The sequence below is a fragment of the Treponema sp. genome, assembly GCF_024696245.1.
GTDB lineage: Bacteria > Spirochaetota > Spirochaetia > Treponematales > Treponemataceae > Treponema_D.
Genome location: NZ_JAILGZ010000150.1, coordinates 36845 through 54083, shown reverse-complemented (window position 1 = coordinate 54083; position 17239 = coordinate 36845). Strand labels below are relative to the sequence as shown.

The following is a 17239-nucleotide window of genomic DNA, read 5'->3' as shown; positions in this document are numbered from 1 at the left end:
TACAACAGTGCAGCTTTTACATCCTGATTCAGCAGAAATCCTGGCCCTTAGTGTAAAAAATATTTTTAACGGGGTAGCCAGCACTTCTGTAGAAGTAAAAACAGAACCTGTTTCTGGATATGGAGAAGCTTATCGTCTGGCAAGAAGTTCCGGTATGGATTATTTCCTTCTTCTTAATACAGATGAAACGGAACGTTCCTTTACTATTTCTGCTGTTTTGTATTCTGCAAGGACAGGAACAAAGACATCTGAATTTCATATTTACAGAACAGGGAATGACAGGGTTGCAAAATCTTTAAGACGTCTCCGTAGTGCTGTTCTTGATATTCTTCCTGTAAGGGGAAAGGTTTTACAGATTGCAAATGGAACCATCCTTACAGATCTTGGAAAAAGTGACGGCATTGTAAAGGGAGCAGAATTTGATGTTGTAAGAAAGGGCACTATTGTTACAAAAGATTCAGGTCCCGGCCTTACTTACAATGAATCCAATATTATAGGAAGCTTTGTTGTAGAAAGGGTTGATGAAGAAATCTGCGAAGGAAAATATACAAAGAAAGGTTTCTATGACACCCTTAACCAGGATGATGAAGTTGTTCTTGTAAAGATTCCGGAAGAGAAAGCAGCTAAAAAGACAGATGCTGCCAACGAAACCCGGCCTGGTGCAGATAAGGAGGGCCTTCCTTCTACACAGCAGGCTAAAACAATAGAGCGTGAATCCCTTAAGGAGAGTTTAAAATCTCCTGTAAAGGAAACAACCCTTATAAATCTTATTGAACAGGTTTATTAATTTTCTTTTTCAAAAAGATTCAGTGTACTTTCAATCCAGCGGTTGGCAAGAACAGGGTATTCGTCTTCTACCAGAAGAAAGCAGGAAAGGGCAGAGGCGTATTTTCCTGTAAAGTAATATGATTCTCCCAGGTAAAAGTTTGCCCTGTTGCTGGCATTTTCTGAACGGTTCTGGGCAAGGAATTTTTTAAGTTCACTTTCTGCAAGCTTAAAGTCTTCCTTAATGAAAGATTTTCTCAGTACTTCAAAAAGAAGATAATCATCTCCACCGGAAGGGCTTATAAGGTCATCTTCAAAAATATACATATCCAGGGTCTTTTTTGCAGAAGATGAGTTTTTTCCTAAAAGGGAAAGGGCTGCATTTTCTGAATCCTTTGAGATTGTACTTTCCTTTTCGGTCTGGCTGTTAAGGACATCAATGTAAGGCAGGGGCTGTTCCCTGAGCTGGCCGTCTTTATATTCATTTTTTCGTGTATTTTCCTGAACTGTAGGCTGAGCTTCCTTTTTTGAATATCTTTTAAGTTTTGTTCCTTCAGAAGTTGTGTTTACTCCCGGAAGAATAATATAGAAGGGTTTGCCGTCTTTTTCTTCTGGTTTTGCATCCAGTTCTTCGTCATAGTAAAGGTCACTGCCTGTCCAGCTTCCTTCACCTGTTACAGAAATAACGGCATAAAAATATTCAGAATAATCTTCCGGTGTATCTGCAAAGGTTTCTGCCTGAGAAGAAAGTTTTGCAAGAGGCTTTAGATTATCAAGGTCTTTTGTAGAGTTAAAAGGTCTGTTTCTTCTATATATAAGAAGGGAAGTTATATGGCTCCCTTCTGTTTTTTCCGGCAGCTTCCAGGAAACTACAATTTTTTTAGATGAGGCAGATGTATTGATTCCTGAAACAATTGGTCTCTGGGACTGGGCAAAAAGACTGTTGCTGAGGGCAAAAAGTATTGTAAACGCAAGTATAATTTTCTTCATGTTTAAATAGTGACTCAATTTAAGCAGTTTGACAAGTATGGAAGTTTTAATTATCCTATGTTTATGTTTGTTTCTGTAATAGTGGAACCAGGTGGAATGGACAGTGCAAAGTCTCTCGTTAATATCCTTACAATGTATGGATTTAAAAAAATTCAGCGTTCCTGCTGGGAATGTATGAGCATTAACGAAGAAACTGTTTCTTCCCTTAAAAAAGATGTGGACAGGGTAACTGATTATTATGATAAAATCCGCATGTATCAGTTTCCTGTAAATGGTCTTTTTGTAATAACTGAACTTAAACAGAAAAAATGGAAAAAAGCCCAGTTTAAGGCTCCTGACAGGCCTGCTTCTCCATCAGACCGCGCCCCAAAATATTGAATACCTCATTATTTTTCTCAAAACAATGTATCTAAATTAAGAAAAATTTATTTTTAGGATAGTAATATGCTTGAAGATTTAAAAGAACCCGTAGAACAGCTTAAAAAGGATATTGAAGATGTATGGTCACGTCTTAATCCGGAAGAAATACGGGCAAAAATTGCAGAAAAAGAAGCTTTAACTACAGCTGAAGGTTTCTGGGATGATAACGACAAGGCTACAAAAGTAATGAATGATATAAAAATGCTTAAGGGCCGTGTTGAACCCTGGGAAGAACTTCGTAAAACTGCAGATGACCTTCTTACCCTTTACGAACTTGGAATGGAAGAAGGGGATCAGGGAGTAGAAGACGAACTTAAATCCATGTACGAAAAGGCTAAGGCTGAATATGACCATCAGAGCATCCTTAACCTTCTTTCAGATGAAGTTGATAAAAATGACTGCTTCCTTTCTGTTCATGCAGGTGCCGGTGGAACAGAGGCCTGTGACTGGACCTTTATGCTTTCCCGTATGTACCAGAGATGGGCTGAACGTCATGGCTATAAGGTAGAAGTGCTTTCTCAGGAAGAAGCCGAAGGAGGTCTTAAATCAATTAATATGAAGATTTCAGGACCTTACGTATTTGGTTATACAAAGGGTGAGGCAGGTGTTCACCGTCTTGTCCGCATTTCTCCTTTTGATGCAAATGCAAGACGTCATACTTCCTTTTCTTCTGTTTATGTATTCCCGGTACTTGATGACTCTATAGAAGTAAATATTGATCCTAAGGATCTTCGTGTTGATACTTACCGCTCTGGTGGTAAGGGTGGTCAGCATGTTAATAAAACTGAATCTGCTGTCCGCTTTACTCACCTTCCAACCGGTATAGTTGTTGCCTGTGACAGTGAACGCAGTCAGCTTATGAATCGTGCAACAGCCATGAGTATCCTTAGATCAAGACTTTATGAATATTATAAGGATCAGCAGGAAAAGGAGAATTCAAAGTTTGCCGGAGAAAAGAAAGATATTTCTTTTGGAAGTCAGATTCGTTCTTATGTTTTCCAGCCTTATACAATGGTTAAGGATCACCGTACAAAATACTCTGTTGGTAACATCCAGGGTGTTATGGACGGTGATATAGACGGATTCCTTGATTCATATCTTAGTGCCAAATGGAAGGGAGTTGCTTCTGACGGTATTGATGATGATGATGACCTTGGTGAAGATTAATTAATGAAGAAAAGTTTTCGCTGCTGTATAGTTCTTTTTCTCCTCATTTCAGGTGGAGTTTCTTTTTGTGATAACTGGACTCTTGCAGCAACGAAATTTACTTTTACAAGAAAGACTCCTGTTTCTTCTGCCCAGGAATCAGCTGCAACAATTCTTCCATCCCTTATTCTTGAACGTATAGCAGACAGTCCTGCCAGAATGACAACAGATGAAGAACTGCTGGACCGTAAACTTAATGAATATCTTACGGAAAGGCAGAGTCTTTTTCTTCAGCTGTCCAAGGAAGTTCAGACAAGAGATTCACTTGTTTTAACGGAAGATAATCCCCGTAAATTAAAAAAGCTTATAGCTGCAGAAAACGAAAAAATAGAAGAGATTCAGCAGCAGATTCAGGAAAATATCAGTAACTGTGAAAAGGCAAAGGCTCAGGTAGAAAAAAGAAAGGCCGGTGCTGAAAATACAGAAGAAGATGAGTCTAAGGGAAGATTTTCTTTTTTTCCATTTAATCCTTTTTCTGACTCAGAGGAAGAAGAAGATCTTGTTGATTATCCTTCCGCAGAAACCCTTGTTTTTTATAATAATGACAGTACTTCACTTCTTTCTTTTTCTGATGAAATTACAGCGGATGCTTATACAGGCCGTAAGTTTGAAAAAGAAGTTGTATCAAAAAAGATTAACGGCCTTATATGCGGAAGCATTACAGTCTATGGTGACTACGCCTCTGTAACTGCTTCCCTTTATATTTATCCTGGTGCAAAAAATGCAGGAACTGTAACGGAAGTAGGGAGCTTAAACGACTGTATGTCCATTGCTTCAAACATTGCCCGCTATATGATTCCAAAAATCCTTAACAGCCGTCCTGTAGAAGTGAATGTAAATATTTCTTCCGAAGAAGAAGTTATTCCTGTTGTTACTGTTGACGGAGTTGTATTCTCTAATTATTCAAGACTCATTTTTGATTCAGGAATTCATACACTGGAATTTTCTGCAAAAAATTATATGACAAAATCCATAACCTACAATTTTGAAGGTGACAGAAAATTTACTGTTGAAGTTCCCATGGAAAAAGAAAATAAGGGGCAGGTTCTTCTTTATCTCAGGTATCCTGTTCTTTCTACTGTTTATGCAGATGGAAAGTTAAGCGGTAAAATAGCAGATGACATGCTTTCTGTTCCTGTTACGGTTAACGGCAATGCTGTTATTGGTCAGGTTGTTTCTGACAGTGATTCTTCCTATTATTTTTATTACATTCCGGAAAATCTTTCAGAGTCCATGTCTGATATAATGGTAAAGGGAAAATCTACAGATGTGGCAGCCCAGATAGAAAAAAGAAGAATATGGATGTACCGTTCCTATTCCCTTCTTGTGCTTTCACTGCCTTTTACTTTGTATTCTCAGGGCCGTTATCAGAATATGGTTAACGGTTATAATGCTGGTACTTATACCAATGTGGATGAGATTAATAAGTGGAATACATATCAGACTATAAGTACTGGGGTTACAATAGGCTGTGCATGTTTATTTGCCTTTGAACTGGTAAGATATTTAAGGACTGCAAATAAGGCCCTTCCGGTTTATGCAGTTCCTGCAAAAGAAAGGGATATTCTTAAAGCAGAGGACTGGTATAAGGCCAGTCTGAATTCAATGATAGAAGAAAAGTTGTCCGTAAAAAATAATCCTGAAGAAGATACTTCCGTTAAGTCTTCTTCAGATACAGATATAAATAATTAAATACAGGAATGGTAAAAATGGCAAAACTTACTTTTGGTCAGAAATTAAAATCTCTTTTTGGTTTGTACAAGGGGGCCGGGGATGATTTTTTTGAAGAACTTACAGATGCCCTTATAGAAGGTGATCTTGGTGCAAAGTCTGCTGTAGAAATTGTAGATGCCCTGGAAAAAGTTTGCAGGGAAGAAAAGATTTCCGGAGAAGAAGAGGTTGCTGCCCAGCTTAAAAAAATGCTTTTGTCTTACGTTAAAAAAACTGACTTTAATCCTGATCCTTCAAAAGTAAATGTGTATATGCTGCTTGGGGTAAACGGGGTTGGAAAAACTACAAGTGCTGCAAAGATGGCTAAGTTTTACAGCCAGAAGGGAATCAATGTAGTATTGTCAGCTTCTGATACTTTCAGGGCTGCTGCTGTAGATCAGATTGCCATGCATGGAGAAAAACTTGGTGTAAGGGTTGTTAAACATCAGATGGGAAGTGATCCTGGTGCTGTAGTTTTTGATGCCTGTGAATCTGTTCGTGCTGCCGGAGGGGGACTTGTAATTGCAGATACAGCAGGTCGTCTTCATAATAAAGAAAATCTTGTAAACGAACTTAAGAAAATTGACAGAATTGCTTCTTCAAAAGCAGATGAAGCCTGTTATAAAAAGATTCTTGTAATTGATGCAACTACAGGACAGAATGCAGTCCGTCAGGCAGAGGTATTTAATGAGGCTGTAGGTCTTGATGCCCTTGTCCTTACAAAATATGACTCTACTGCTAAAGGTGGAGAAATTGTTACCATTGGAAAGGATCTTGGTATTCCGGTTCTTTTTGTTTGCACTGGAGAAAAATACGAAAATATTGCTTCCATGGATTGTGAAAAATATATTGACGAATTTATGAGTGCAAAATAAAAGCAGGATTTTTTATGGATATAATTTTCTGGTCTTTAGGTGCAATTTTAAATTTTTTGAATCCTCAGGTACCTGCAGCTCAGGAGTGGTATTTTTCACGCTCCGGCTATGCTGAATACCAGAAAACATTCCGTCATTATTATGATTATGGTGAATATCTTCCTCAGGAAAATCTTTTTTATTCTGATGACAGTGTAGAGGATGCCGGTCTTCTTGAATCTGAAGCAGGTCTGGAACTGACAGATCTTCTTGAAAACCCGGCTTATGGTCCTCAAAGCGAAGGGGCTATAGAAGGGGGAGAAGTTAATATTCCTGAAGCTTTCTATAGAAAAAATGACAACACCCTTTCTTACTTTCAGTATGGAGAAGAAAAGCTTTCTGTTTTAAAACTTCCTCAGGGGACTGCTTTAGTAAGCGTAAACAGTAATGAAATTATTCAAAGGCTTTACGGAGATGATAATCTTTTAAGGGAAAAAACTTTCTGGAAGAGTAAAAGCCAGCTGGGAGCAGATCCTGTAAGAACAATAATTTTTGAATATTCAGACAGTGAAGAAAAAAATCTTTACAGAACTTATGAAAGTGATAAGGAAAGTCAGACCTATACAGAAAATATTTATAACCAGAATGGTAAGTGCACTTCAATAAAAAAATGGGTTATGAACGAAGAAAAGGGAAGGCTGATTCAGTCTGAGCAGTTTCTTATTTATGATGAAGAAAACCGTATTAAAGAAAAAAAATATAATGAATATATAACATCCGGCAATAAATCAAAAGTAAAGTTTAAGCAGAGATATCTTTATGACTACAAGGATTTTGCCGAAAGCCCTGATGAAGATTTCTACGAAAACAATGTTCTCCGTGTTTCAAAAAAGAATATTGATGATAAGAAAAAAATCATTACTTATTATTTTGATGATGATTTTAAAATGCAGGTTCTTTACGAACATGGCATTAAGGTAAAGGAAACTGTCTTCTATAATAATCAGGAAGTTCAGAGGTAGCAGAGTGAATTTATCGTCAAAGTTAAAGTGGATTTATTTTATTTCCAGACGTTTTTCTAAAATTGATTCCAGGGGAACTTCAAGACTTGCTTCCTTAGGTATATGTTTTGGTGTACTTGCCCTGGTCGTAATTATGAGTGTAATGAATGGCTTTCAGATGACTTTTATAGATGCCATTCTTGAAGTTTCTTCTTACCATGTTAATGTAAGGAATATTACAGATGAGAGTGAATTTTCTTCCTGGTGCAGTAAGGACGATAGAATAAAAAACGTAACTTCTTTTTATGATGCTCAGGGACTTTTAGCCGTTAATTCAGGTCAGCAGTGTGCATCCCTGATCAGAAGTATTGATATTGACGCTGCCCTTAAAGATAAAAATTTTATGAAGGAACTTAATATTATTTCCGGAAGTTTTAATCTTGATACACCTGATTCCATTGTAATCGGAAACTCCATTGCCCGTGCTCTTGGTGTTAATACAGGAAGCAAAATCTGTATTGCAGCCATGAGTGGTTCCAGTGATGTAAGCCTTTTATCTCAGTCCCGTATTTTTACTGTCAGGGGAGTTTTTTATTCCGGCTATCCGGAACTTAATTCAGCTTATTCCTTTGTTAATCTTGAAGCAGGTAAAAATAATTTTGGTAAAAAAGCCCTGCTTAATTACGGCCTTAAACTTAAGGATATTTCTCAGGTTAATTCCCTTATTCCTTCCATAAAAAAAGCTTTTCCTGATTCAGAGGTTTTGCCATGGACAGATTTTAACAGAAGTTTCTTTGGTGCCCTTCGTATGGAAAAAAATATTCTTCTCTTAATGGTTCTTCTAATTTTTTTAGTGGTAGCCATTAACATTCACAATGGTATGAAAAAACTTATTTATCAGAGAAAAAGTGAGTGTGCCCTTCTTGAAGTTTTTGGTGCTTACCAGAGGGAGTTAAAAAGTATTTTTCTTCTTCAGGGATTTATTACCGGTTTTAAGGGAGCTGTCAGCGGTTTAGCCCTGGGACTGGTGATTACATCCAATATGTCATTTGTATTCAGGGTAATGTCCAGACTTCAGTATTTATTTGAATATTTTATTACCTGGCTTTCTTCTCCAGCCTCCCTTGAGTATCTTTCTGAAAATACTATGTTTAATGTTTATGCCCGTATTCCACCACGTATGGAATTTGGTGAAATATTTTTAATTTTTATCTTTGGTGTTTTTTCATCAGTAGCAGCTTCTTTCCTTGCAGGTAGAAAGCTTCTAAAAGTTTCTGTAACGGAGGTTCTCAGAGATGAGTAATCTTATTCTTGATGTAAAGGATTTAAAAAAATCATTTGTAACTCCTGTAGAAAATATTCTCCTTTTTGAAAACCTTAATCTTCAGGTTCATGAAGGAGAAAGTGTAGTTATAGCCGGAAAAAGCGGTAGTGGAAAATCTACTCTTCTTAATATTATTGCAGCTCTTGATCATCCTGATTCAGGAAGTGTAATAATGAAGGGGGAAAACCTTAATAATCTTAAGGAAGAAGAACTTACTGTCTTTAGACAGAAGGTTCTTGGTCTGGTTTTTCAGTTTCATCATCTTCTTAAGGATTTTACTGCACTGGAAAATGTTTTTCTTCCGGCTTATATGGCAGGTGTACCTAAAAAAAGTGCTATGGAAAAGGCCAGGGCTCTTCTTGAGGATGTGGGACTTGCTGACAGGGCTTCTCATCTTCCAGGTCAGTTGTCCGGTGGAGAAAGGCAGAGGGTTGCTGTTGCCCGTTCTTTAATTAATGATCCTCAGATTGTTCTTGCTGATGAGCCAACAGGAAACCTTGATCCTGAGAATGCCCTTTTAATCGGAGACCTTCTTTTTAATATTACAAAACGCTATAAAAAAAGCCTTCTTATGGTAACTCACGATATGAAGCTTGCTAAAAAAGGCAGCATTACTTACTTTCTTGAAAACAGAAAACTTGTAAAGGAAAACTGATGAAAGCAGCAGCAAGTTTTTTTTATGCATCAAGAATACTTTTTCCCCGGTCAAGAGATGGCAGGGATCTCCTTGGACGTAAAAGTTTAAAGGGAGCCATGCTTTGTATTGGAATAAGTCTTGTTCCCCTTATTGCAGTTCTGGTAATAAGCCAGAGTATGATTCAGGGAATGACAAGCCGTATGATTCATCTTGCAACAGGAGATCTTCAGATTACTTATGATTCCATGTCCCGACATGTTTCCGGAGAAAGTGATTTTCTTATGACAGCTTCTTCCGTAAAAAAAATTGATGGTGTAAAGGATGCTGTGCCGGAAGTAAGAAGTCAGGCCCTTGCTTCTAAAGGTGGTATAAGAACAGGAGCTATGGTAAGAGGGGTAGAGAGTGATCTTTTTTCTAAAAACAAATATTTTTCTTCCCTTTTTGACTTAGTAGAAGGAAGCTGTGATTTGTCAGAAGGTAGAAGTGCTCTTGTAAGTAATAAAATGGCAGAAAGGCTTTCTTTAAAAACCGGGGACAGCCTTACTATAATAACCATTAATTCAAGTACAGGAAAAATGTCTCCAAAAGCCTCTGTTTTTAAGGTTAAAGGAATTATTTCTTCAGGTTATCAGGAACTGGACCAGCTCTGGATTTTTATTTCTATTTCTGATTCTTTTTCTGCCCTGTCTTTATCGGGAAGGGAATACTGTATTAATCTTTCTACGGAAGATCCTTTTTCTCCTGAGTTAAACCGGGTTTACCAGAATGTAAATGCCTGGCTCCAATCTGATAAGGAAAATGCATACTTTGATTTTGCAAAGCTTTATACCTGGAAGGAATTAAATGCTTCCCAGACAGAAAACTTTTCTTCTACAAAGCTTATGCTTCTTCTTATAATGCTTCTTATTGTTCTGGTGGCAAGCATTAACATAAGTTCAGCTTTAGTAATGATTGTAATGGAAAGGAGCCGGGAAATAGCAATCCTTAAAAGTACAGGGGCATCTCCTTATGGAATAGCCCTGGCTTTTATAATTACAGGACTGGGCTGTGGTCTTGGGGGTGTACTTATAGGACTTCCTGCAGGATTATTTGCTGCCGTTAATATTAATTATATAATTACTTTTATAGAAAGAATCGTTAATTTCTTTACAGGGCTGGGTTCTTCTTCTGATTTTCATCTGCTGGACCCTTCTTATTATATTCAGAAAATAGAAATAGAGATTCCCGGAGGAGAACTTATATTTATTGTTTTCTTTACCCTTATTCTTTCACTTTTAGTTTCACTTTTACCTGCCCTTAAGGCCGCAAAAGAAAAACCAATGGATACTTTGCGTAAAAACTGATATATGATAAAATAGAATCATTTAAATGAGGATTTAATATGATTTGCGATTTTTGTCACGAGAGAGAAGCAGTAATTTTTCTGGAGCAGACCACTGTAAATGGTCAGAAGCGCAAGGTGAACATTTGTATGGAATGTGCACTGGAGCGTGGTATTACATCTGATCCATCCTCAATTTCCTCTTCCATTGGTAATCTTTTTAAGGAACTTGCTTCTGTTTCTAAAAAAATTGCAGCTCAGGATAATAAAATGTGTCCTGTGTGCGGAACAAGTCTTGGCAGTATAAAAAAGACAGGTAATGCCGGTTGTCCTGAGTGCTATGCTATTTTTAAGGATGACATAAAAAAATTTTATGAAAGTCGGGGTGTTACAGGAAGTTACACAGGAAAGATGCCTTCCCGACTGGCAAGCTTTCACTCTGTTTTAACGGACAGAATAGCATTGCAGAACAAACTTAATGCTGCCTTGGAAAAGGAAGATTATGAAAAGGCTGCCATGTACAGGGATTATCTTAAGGCTCTGGAAAAAACTTCAGTTTCTGAAGGTGATGACAGTGAAAGATGGAGGCATGAAGGTGAAGACTGAGACTAATCTCAATGATGCCTGGTATGCCCAGTGTGGTAACGAAAACGATGTTGCTCTTTCTACAAAGATAAGGCTTTCCCGTAATCTTGCAAACTTTCCTTTTCCTTCAAGACTTTCTCCTGGAGAAAATGAAAGGATTCAGGCAATACTTATGGATGCTTTTAATAAAGTAGACGGAGAAAATTTTCATGCCATAAATATAAGTGCCTTAGACAAGGTAAGTTCAAGGATAATGGCAGAAAGGGAAATCCTGGAATCTGAACTTCAGACAGAAGGGGGAATCATTCTTCGTAACGACGGAAGGTTTTCAGGAACAGTAAATGTAAAGGATCATATTTGTATGTCTTCCTATACTGCAGGATTTGATATAGAAAAGACTTACGATAAGGTTAGTTCCTTTGATGATAAGATACAGAAGTATGTGCAGTTTGCTGCAAGTTATGACTTTGGTTATTTAAACTCCAGTCTTCTTGATTCAGGCAGCGGTATGAAAATTTCTGTAAGGCTTCATCTTCCATCTCTGTCACTTTTAAAGAAGATTCCGGCACTGGTAAGGGAATGTGCAGAAGATGGTTTTATTCTTTCTGCATCTTTCGGGTCAGGAGGAGCAACAGCCATTACTTCCCTTAATTCTTCCGGTGCAGCCCTTGGTTATTTTTATAATCTGGAAAATTTCAGCAGTGTATCCGGCAGTGAATTTGAACAGACAGCCAGTGCTGCTTCTGAAATTAAAAAGATTATAGATATGGAAAGAAATGCCAGAAGTCAGGTCTTTGCTTTATTAAAGACCGATATAAGGAACAGCATGAAACGCAGTATGGCTGTAGCAAGGGCAAGTATTTTTATTACCTTAAGGGAAGCCATAGATATAATAAGCATGCTTAAGTTTGCCAGGGATCTTGGTGTCTTAAGCGGGATCGATGATGAGCAGCTGCATGCGTTATTATATAGAATACAAAACGGACACCTTGAGTTTGTAATGAAAAACGGGTCCTTTAAATATGAAAATGATTTTAACGAAAAGCCTGTAAGAAAAATAGAAATGCTTCGTGCCCTTACTTTGCAGGAAGCTTTTGACAACGTAATACTTACGGTTTAAGGAGGCTTATGATGATCAATTTGAATTTTTCCCCAAGAGCAAAACGTCTTCTTGTAGCACTTGCTCCGGATGAAGCATATAAACTGGGAAGTACAACTCTTGAACCTGAGCATCTTATTCTTGCACTTTTAAAATCAGGGGATGGTCTTGGTTATATTACCCTCCGTACTTTAAGAATGAATGTTCTTACCCTTCAGCTTGCAATTGAACAGAGCATGACAGCTAAGATTGCAGACATAGAAGTATACGATCTTCCTCAGTCCCAGCGTCTTAAGAATGTTCTGGAACTTGCCCAGGGAGAAGCTTTAAGGTCAAACCTTTCTTATATTGGTACTGAACATTTTCTTTTAGGTGCAGTATGCGAAAATCCTTCCCTAATGAATAATTATTTTAAGAAGGCTGGAATAACTTATGATCAGCTTAGAAGTGCAGTTGCAGATGTAGAAAAGAAAGTTCCTTCTTCTGCAAGAATTGATTCTTCCTTTAAGCCTGGAATTCCAGGAGCTGACGGTGAACTTCTTATGTCAGACGGCAGCAGCAGAAGAAAGGCCAATGCTAATTCAGTTCTTGAAACTTTCAGCCGTGACCTTACCCGTAAGGCTCAGGAAGATGAGGCAGATCCTGTAATAGGCCGTGGTAATGAGATTCAGCGTCTTATTCAGATTTTAAGCAGAAGGCAGAAAAATAATCCTATTCTTGTAGGTGAACCAGGTGTTGGAAAAACAGCTGTTGTAGAAGGACTGGCTGCAAGAATCGTAAAGGGTATGGTTCCTAAGAATCTTCTTGATAAAAGGGTGCTCTGTCTTGATCTTGCTGCAATGATTGCGGGAACAAAGTACCGTGGTGAATTTGAAGAAAGAATGAAAAGAGTTATGAAGGAAATCAGTGAAAGTAAGAATGTAATTCTTTTTATTGATGAAATTCATACTATAATTGGTGCCGGCGGACCGGAAGGTTCAATGGATGCAAGTAACATGATGAAACCTGCTTTGAGCCGTGGTGAGATTCAGGTTATTGGAGCTACAACCAGTAAGGAGTACAGAAAGTACTTTGAAAAGGACAGTGCCCTTGCCAGAAGGTTTCAGAAGATTGTTGTAAATGAACCTGACCAGATAGAGAGCATTGCCATACTTCAGGGATTAAAACGTAAGTATGAAGAATTCCACAATGTTATTTACGATGATGATGTTATTCCTGCAATAGTTAAGTACAGTGCCCGTTATATTTCTGAACGCTATCTTCCTGATAAGGCAATTGATGTTCTTGATGAAGCTGGTGCTGCAAAGAAAATACTTGATGATGAACGTCCTGAAGAATTTTATGAGATAGAAAAAAATATCCAGGAACTTGTAGAAGAAAAATCCCTTCTTGTTCAGCAGCAGGATTATGAAAAGGCAGCCCTTATCCGTGACAAAGTCGGCCAGCTTAAACATCGTCTTGATGAAGTTAACCGTGAATGGAAAAACAGCGGCAACTCTAATGCAAAGCATGTTACTCTTGATGATGTGCTTTCAATTATCAGCCTTAATACAGGCATCGATGTTGAACAGCTGGATGATGGAGAAAGCCATCGTCTTGTAAAGATGGAAGATTATATTCATCAGACTGTGATTGGTCAGGATGATGCAGTTAAGCTTATCTGCAGTGCCGTAAGAAGAAACAGGGCAGGGGTGTCTTCGGTTAAGCGTCCTATCGGTTCCTTTATTTTCCTTGGACCTACAGGTGTTGGTAAAACTCAGCTTGCAAAGACTCTTGCTAAATTTCTTTTTGGAACGGAAGATGCCCTTATCAGGGTTGATATGAGTGACTATATGGAAAAGCATAATGCTTCAAGACTGGTAGGTGCACCTCCGGGATACATTGGTTATGACGAAGGTGGTACTTTAACAGAAAAAGTAAGGCAGCATCCATATTCCGTAGTTCTTCTTGATGAAATTGAAAAGGCTCATTCAGATATATTTAATCTTCTTTTACAGATGCTTGAAGAAGGTGAACTTTCTGATAACCTGGGACACACCATAAGCTTCAGGAATACTATCGTCATTATGACAAGTAATGCCGGTGCAAGAAACATTATGGCAGAAAACAGAATGGGCTTTTCTACATCTTCTACCGGTGTACTTCCTTACGAGGACATTAAGTCCAGTGCAATGGAAGAACTTAAGCGTATTATGACACCGGAACTTCTTAACCGTGTAGATGATATTGTTGTCTTTAACCCTCTGGATAAAAAGCAGATTGATGCCATCCTTAACATTCAGCTCAGGGAACTGGAACTGAGACTGGGTGAGCAGGACCTTTCCCTCTGCATAAAACCAAAGGCCAGGGAATATCTTATTGAACACGGCTATGACCCTTCTATGGGTGCCCGCCCGCTGCGCCGCCTTATAGAAAGGGAAATCGAAGATGAACTTGCAACCCTTATTCTTTCCGGTAAGAGGGGAAGTTCGGCAACTGTAATGGTAGATTACAATGGCGAAAAACTCACCGTTAAGTTTAAGAAGGAAAAGCACGAAAATAAAACACAACAGGCTTTACTTGTTGAAAATGTTTAAAACCTTGTATAATTAAAATAAGAGCAGGAGATAAAATAAATGAAAGAATTTTTACAGTATGACGAAGTAAGAAATAATGCCCTCATACTTGCAGATAAAATTTACCGTCAGGATAACTTTGTACCTGATATTATTTACACATCTTTAAGGGGTGGTGCCTACATGGCAAATGTAATAAGTGAATATTACAAGGTTGCCCTTAAGGATCATAAACCGGTTTTGTATGCAGCAGTTGTTGCCAGAAGTTATACTGATGTTTCAAAACATGAATCAGTAAGAATTGACGGATGGACTTATTCTCCGGAATATCTTCGTATGGGTGATAAGGTTATGCTGGTTGACGATATTTATGATTCAGGCAGAACCCTTAATTACCTTGTAAGCATTCTTCTTGAAAAAGGTGTGCCAAGAGAAAATATTAAGGTTGTTGTACACGATTATAAGGTTTATCATTATAAGGAACAGCCTCCTGTACGTCCTGATTACTGGTGCAGAAAGTTTGAAATCAATAATCCGGAACAGAATCCATGGATTAACTATAACAGCCATGAACTGGTGGGACTTACAGAAACTGAACTTGAAGAGAATTATTATAAGCCTTACCCGGAACTTAGAAATATTCTTGAACCACTTTTTAAACAGGATAAAAAATAAAAAATGAAAAAGACTGCCGCTATTGTTACTTCTTTACTTTTCTCTTTATGCCTTTCATCAGCTGCAGCTTTTTCTTCCAGCGATATTCTTTCTCCTGCTCCAGGTCAGTGGGTTAATGTTCAGCCTCTGGTTATTAATACTTCTGATGGAAGTGAAGTTTATTATTCCCTTACAGGAAGCGATCCTCTTGTTTCCGGTTTTTCTTATGACGGACCGGTGGTAATTGACGAGATAGGGGATGTAAAGGTAAGGATTGCCGCTGTTTCTAAAAACGGAGTACGTTCAGACTATACTGTTAATTACAGTGTAAGGCCTTCTTCTTTTTCTACGGCAGATTCTGATACGGCCCTTTTAATTCAGAACATTAATTCAAATCCTATTCTAAAATATACTCCCGGCAGTGAGTTTTATATTCCGGAAGATTTTTATTATTCATTAAATAACTCTCCTGTAATGGAAAAAGGACGCAGTCTTTTTATAAACAAAAGTAATATTCTTGAACATTATGCTGCCTGTACTTTAAGTAAGGGCTCCCTTAAATGGCATTTTGTAATCAGGATTTACGAAGCTTCTTCAACAGAAAAACTTATCAGCCGCAGTATTCCCTTTACAATTGATAACTGGACTGAATTTACTTATACCGGTGAAAACCTTATTTATCAGATAGATGATGAGTTCTGGACTGCTTCCAGGGATAAAGTGTACCTGGACAGAAGCATTCCCCATACCGTACGCTGGCAGTCAATTGCCTATGAAGAGGGTAATCCTGTGTCTGAATACATTATTCCTCCGGAACCCCTTTTTACCGTAAAGAATAATCCAGACGGCAGCTGTCAGTTTTTATGTTCGGATACTTCCTACAGATTTGCCCTTAATTCAGACAGACTTTATCAGACTATACAGGCTGATACTTTTGAAGGAAATACTCTGGAACGTACCTGTACTTTAAAGGTTTACTGTGACAATGTTTATCATGGAACCGTTAAGGCTGATTTTTATGTAGACAGGGAAAAGCCTCTGCCTCCTGTATTTGTATCTTCTGCTGAATCAGCTTTTGCAAGAAAGGAAGTTAACGTTAAGATAAAATCAGAAGAAGAAGGATGTAAGATTTTTTATTCAGTAAGTGAACCTGTAGAATCTGATACTGGTTTTGAAGAATCTTCATTCCCCGAACTTTCAAAGTATTATTCCGGCACTTTTAAGGAATATGATGATTCTGTAATTGTCCTTCAGTCTCCTTCAAGAAAGGCTGCCTATTTTAAGGTAAGTGCCTGGTCTAAAGATAAGGCAGGGAATGTAAGTCCTGTTTCTGAATACAATGTAGTTGTAGACCAGTATAACTATTACCTCAGGCCTTCTTCAGAAAGCATTTCTTCTGAACATGATGGAAGCTGGTCAAATCCTTTTACTACTTTTGAAGAAGCCCTTTCTGTAATTAATTCAAGAAAATCTACAAGACTTCATGTAAGCGGCGAGATAAATATAAGTCGTCCTCTGTCCGTAATAGAAAAAGACTGTTCTTTTATTTGTACAAATGCCCGTTTTATTCTTCCGCCGCAGGCTGCCATAAAGATAAAGGGAGCAAATGCAGAAATATCAGGCTGTATAATTGAACGAAGCGATGATTCTTCCCGGGATGGAGAACTTCCCCTTATAAGTCTTGAAAACGCAGAGCTTAATCTTGTTAACTGCGAATTAGTAGGTATTTATATTGGTGACGGTATACTGATTGATTCCTTATCATCTAAGTTAAATTTAAGTCAGACCGGTCTTACCCTTCAGTCCCAGTCTTATGCCTGTGTCCTTTCTGCATCTGATTCAGATCTTCAGGTACAGGACAGCAGGATTACTTCTTCTGCACCAAACTGTGTAAACTTTACCATTCACGGTGGAATCCTTAATGCAGCGTCCAATCAGTTTTACCTTATTGGAAGAAGCGGACACAGCCTTGAACTTGCATCAGCTGCAGCTTATATAAGCGGAAATACATTTAATCTTCAGCTTGATACAAAAAATTCCAGTGAAGCCTATCTCTGGCAGGACATTAACACTAATATCCGTTCCCTGTCAGAAAATACAATCATTAATCTTAATTGA

14 protein-coding genes and 1 pseudogene are annotated in these 17239 nt (G+C 38.0%); 14 read left to right on the top strand and 1 reads right to left on the bottom strand.

Annotation, left to right across the window (positions count from 1 at the left end; all coding sequences use genetic code 11):
* Positions 1-787 (top strand): annotated as a pseudogene (locus K6D58_RS10735) (hypothetical protein); the annotation flags it as partial.
* Here the strand turns inward: K6D58_RS10735 and K6D58_RS10730 are convergent.
* Positions 784-1755: a tetratricopeptide repeat protein gene (locus tag K6D58_RS10730; protein WP_296830526.1), complete on the bottom strand. Its 972-nt coding sequence runs from the start codon at positions 1753-1755 to the stop codon at positions 784-786. The pseudogene K6D58_RS10735 and the gene K6D58_RS10730 sit on opposite strands and share 4 nt — an antisense overlap.
* Before the next feature lie 9 nt (positions 1756-1764).
* Between K6D58_RS10730 and cas2 the strand changes: the two genes are divergently transcribed.
* From cas2 to K6D58_RS10665, 13 genes are all read left to right on the top strand, one after another.
* The gene (gene cas2 / locus K6D58_RS10725) at positions 1765-2133 is read left to right on the top strand and encodes a CRISPR-associated endonuclease Cas2 (protein WP_486389763.1); all 369 of its coding nucleotides are present in this window, start codon (positions 1765-1767) and stop codon (positions 2131-2133) included.
* A gap of 66 nt (positions 2134-2199) precedes the next feature.
* The gene (gene prfB / locus K6D58_RS10720) at positions 2200-3342 is read left to right on the top strand and encodes a peptide chain release factor 2 (RefSeq protein WP_296830524.1); all 1143 of its coding nucleotides are present in this window, start codon (positions 2200-2202) and stop codon (positions 3340-3342) included.
* A 3-nt stretch (positions 3343-3345) separates the two neighbouring features.
* The gene (locus K6D58_RS10715) at positions 3346-5073 is read left to right on the top strand and encodes a hypothetical protein (RefSeq protein ID WP_296830522.1); all 1728 of its coding nucleotides are present in this window, start codon (positions 3346-3348) and stop codon (positions 5071-5073) included.
* A gap of 17 nt (positions 5074-5090) precedes the next feature.
* Entirely contained in the window at positions 5091-5966 is an 876-nt protein-coding gene (gene ftsY / locus K6D58_RS10710; protein ID WP_296830521.1) for a signal recognition particle-docking protein FtsY, read from the top strand.
* Positions 5967-5980: 14 nt separating this feature from the next.
* Positions 5981-6967, top strand: coding sequence for a hypothetical protein (locus tag K6D58_RS10705; protein ID WP_296830518.1), 987 nt, complete (start codon positions 5981-5983; stop codon positions 6965-6967).
* Positions 6968-6971: 4 nt separating this feature from the next.
* Positions 6972-8249 carry an FtsX-like permease family protein gene (locus K6D58_RS10700; protein ID WP_296830517.1) on the top strand — a complete coding sequence of 426 codons (1278 nt, stop codon included), beginning with the start codon at positions 6972-6974 and terminating at the stop codon, positions 8247-8249.
* Entirely contained in the window at positions 8242-8925 is a 684-nt protein-coding gene (locus K6D58_RS10695) for an ABC transporter ATP-binding protein (protein WP_296830515.1), read from the top strand. The genes K6D58_RS10700 and K6D58_RS10695 overlap by 8 nt, the downstream gene beginning before the upstream one ends.
* Positions 8925-10250 carry an FtsX-like permease family protein gene (locus K6D58_RS10690; protein ID WP_296830513.1) on the top strand — a complete coding sequence of 442 codons (1326 nt, stop codon included), beginning with the start codon at positions 8925-8927 and terminating at the stop codon, positions 10248-10250. Before K6D58_RS10695 ends, K6D58_RS10690 begins: the two co-directional genes overlap by 1 nt.
* Before the next feature lie 38 nt (positions 10251-10288).
* Positions 10289-10834 carry a UvrB/UvrC motif-containing protein gene (locus tag K6D58_RS10685; RefSeq protein ID WP_296830511.1) on the top strand — a complete coding sequence of 182 codons (546 nt, stop codon included), beginning with the start codon at positions 10289-10291 and terminating at the stop codon, positions 10832-10834.
* Positions 10818-11933: a hypothetical protein gene (locus tag K6D58_RS10680; RefSeq protein ID WP_296830509.1), complete on the top strand. Its 1116-nt coding sequence runs from the start codon at positions 10818-10820 to the stop codon at positions 11931-11933. The genes K6D58_RS10685 and K6D58_RS10680 overlap by 17 nt, the downstream gene beginning before the upstream one ends.
* A gap of 11 nt (positions 11934-11944) precedes the next feature.
* On the top strand, positions 11945-14488 hold the full coding sequence (locus tag K6D58_RS10675) for an ATP-dependent Clp protease ATP-binding subunit (protein WP_296830507.1): 2544 nt from the start codon (positions 11945-11947) through the stop codon (positions 14486-14488).
* Positions 14489-14527: 39 nt separating this feature from the next.
* On the top strand, positions 14528-15142 hold the full coding sequence (locus tag K6D58_RS10670; protein ID WP_296830505.1) for a phosphoribosyltransferase: 615 nt from the start codon (positions 14528-14530) through the stop codon (positions 15140-15142).
* Positions 15143-15145: 3 nt separating this feature from the next.
* On the top strand, positions 15146-17239 hold the full coding sequence (locus K6D58_RS10665; protein WP_296830503.1) for an FN3 associated domain-containing protein: 2094 nt from the start codon (positions 15146-15148) through the stop codon (positions 17237-17239).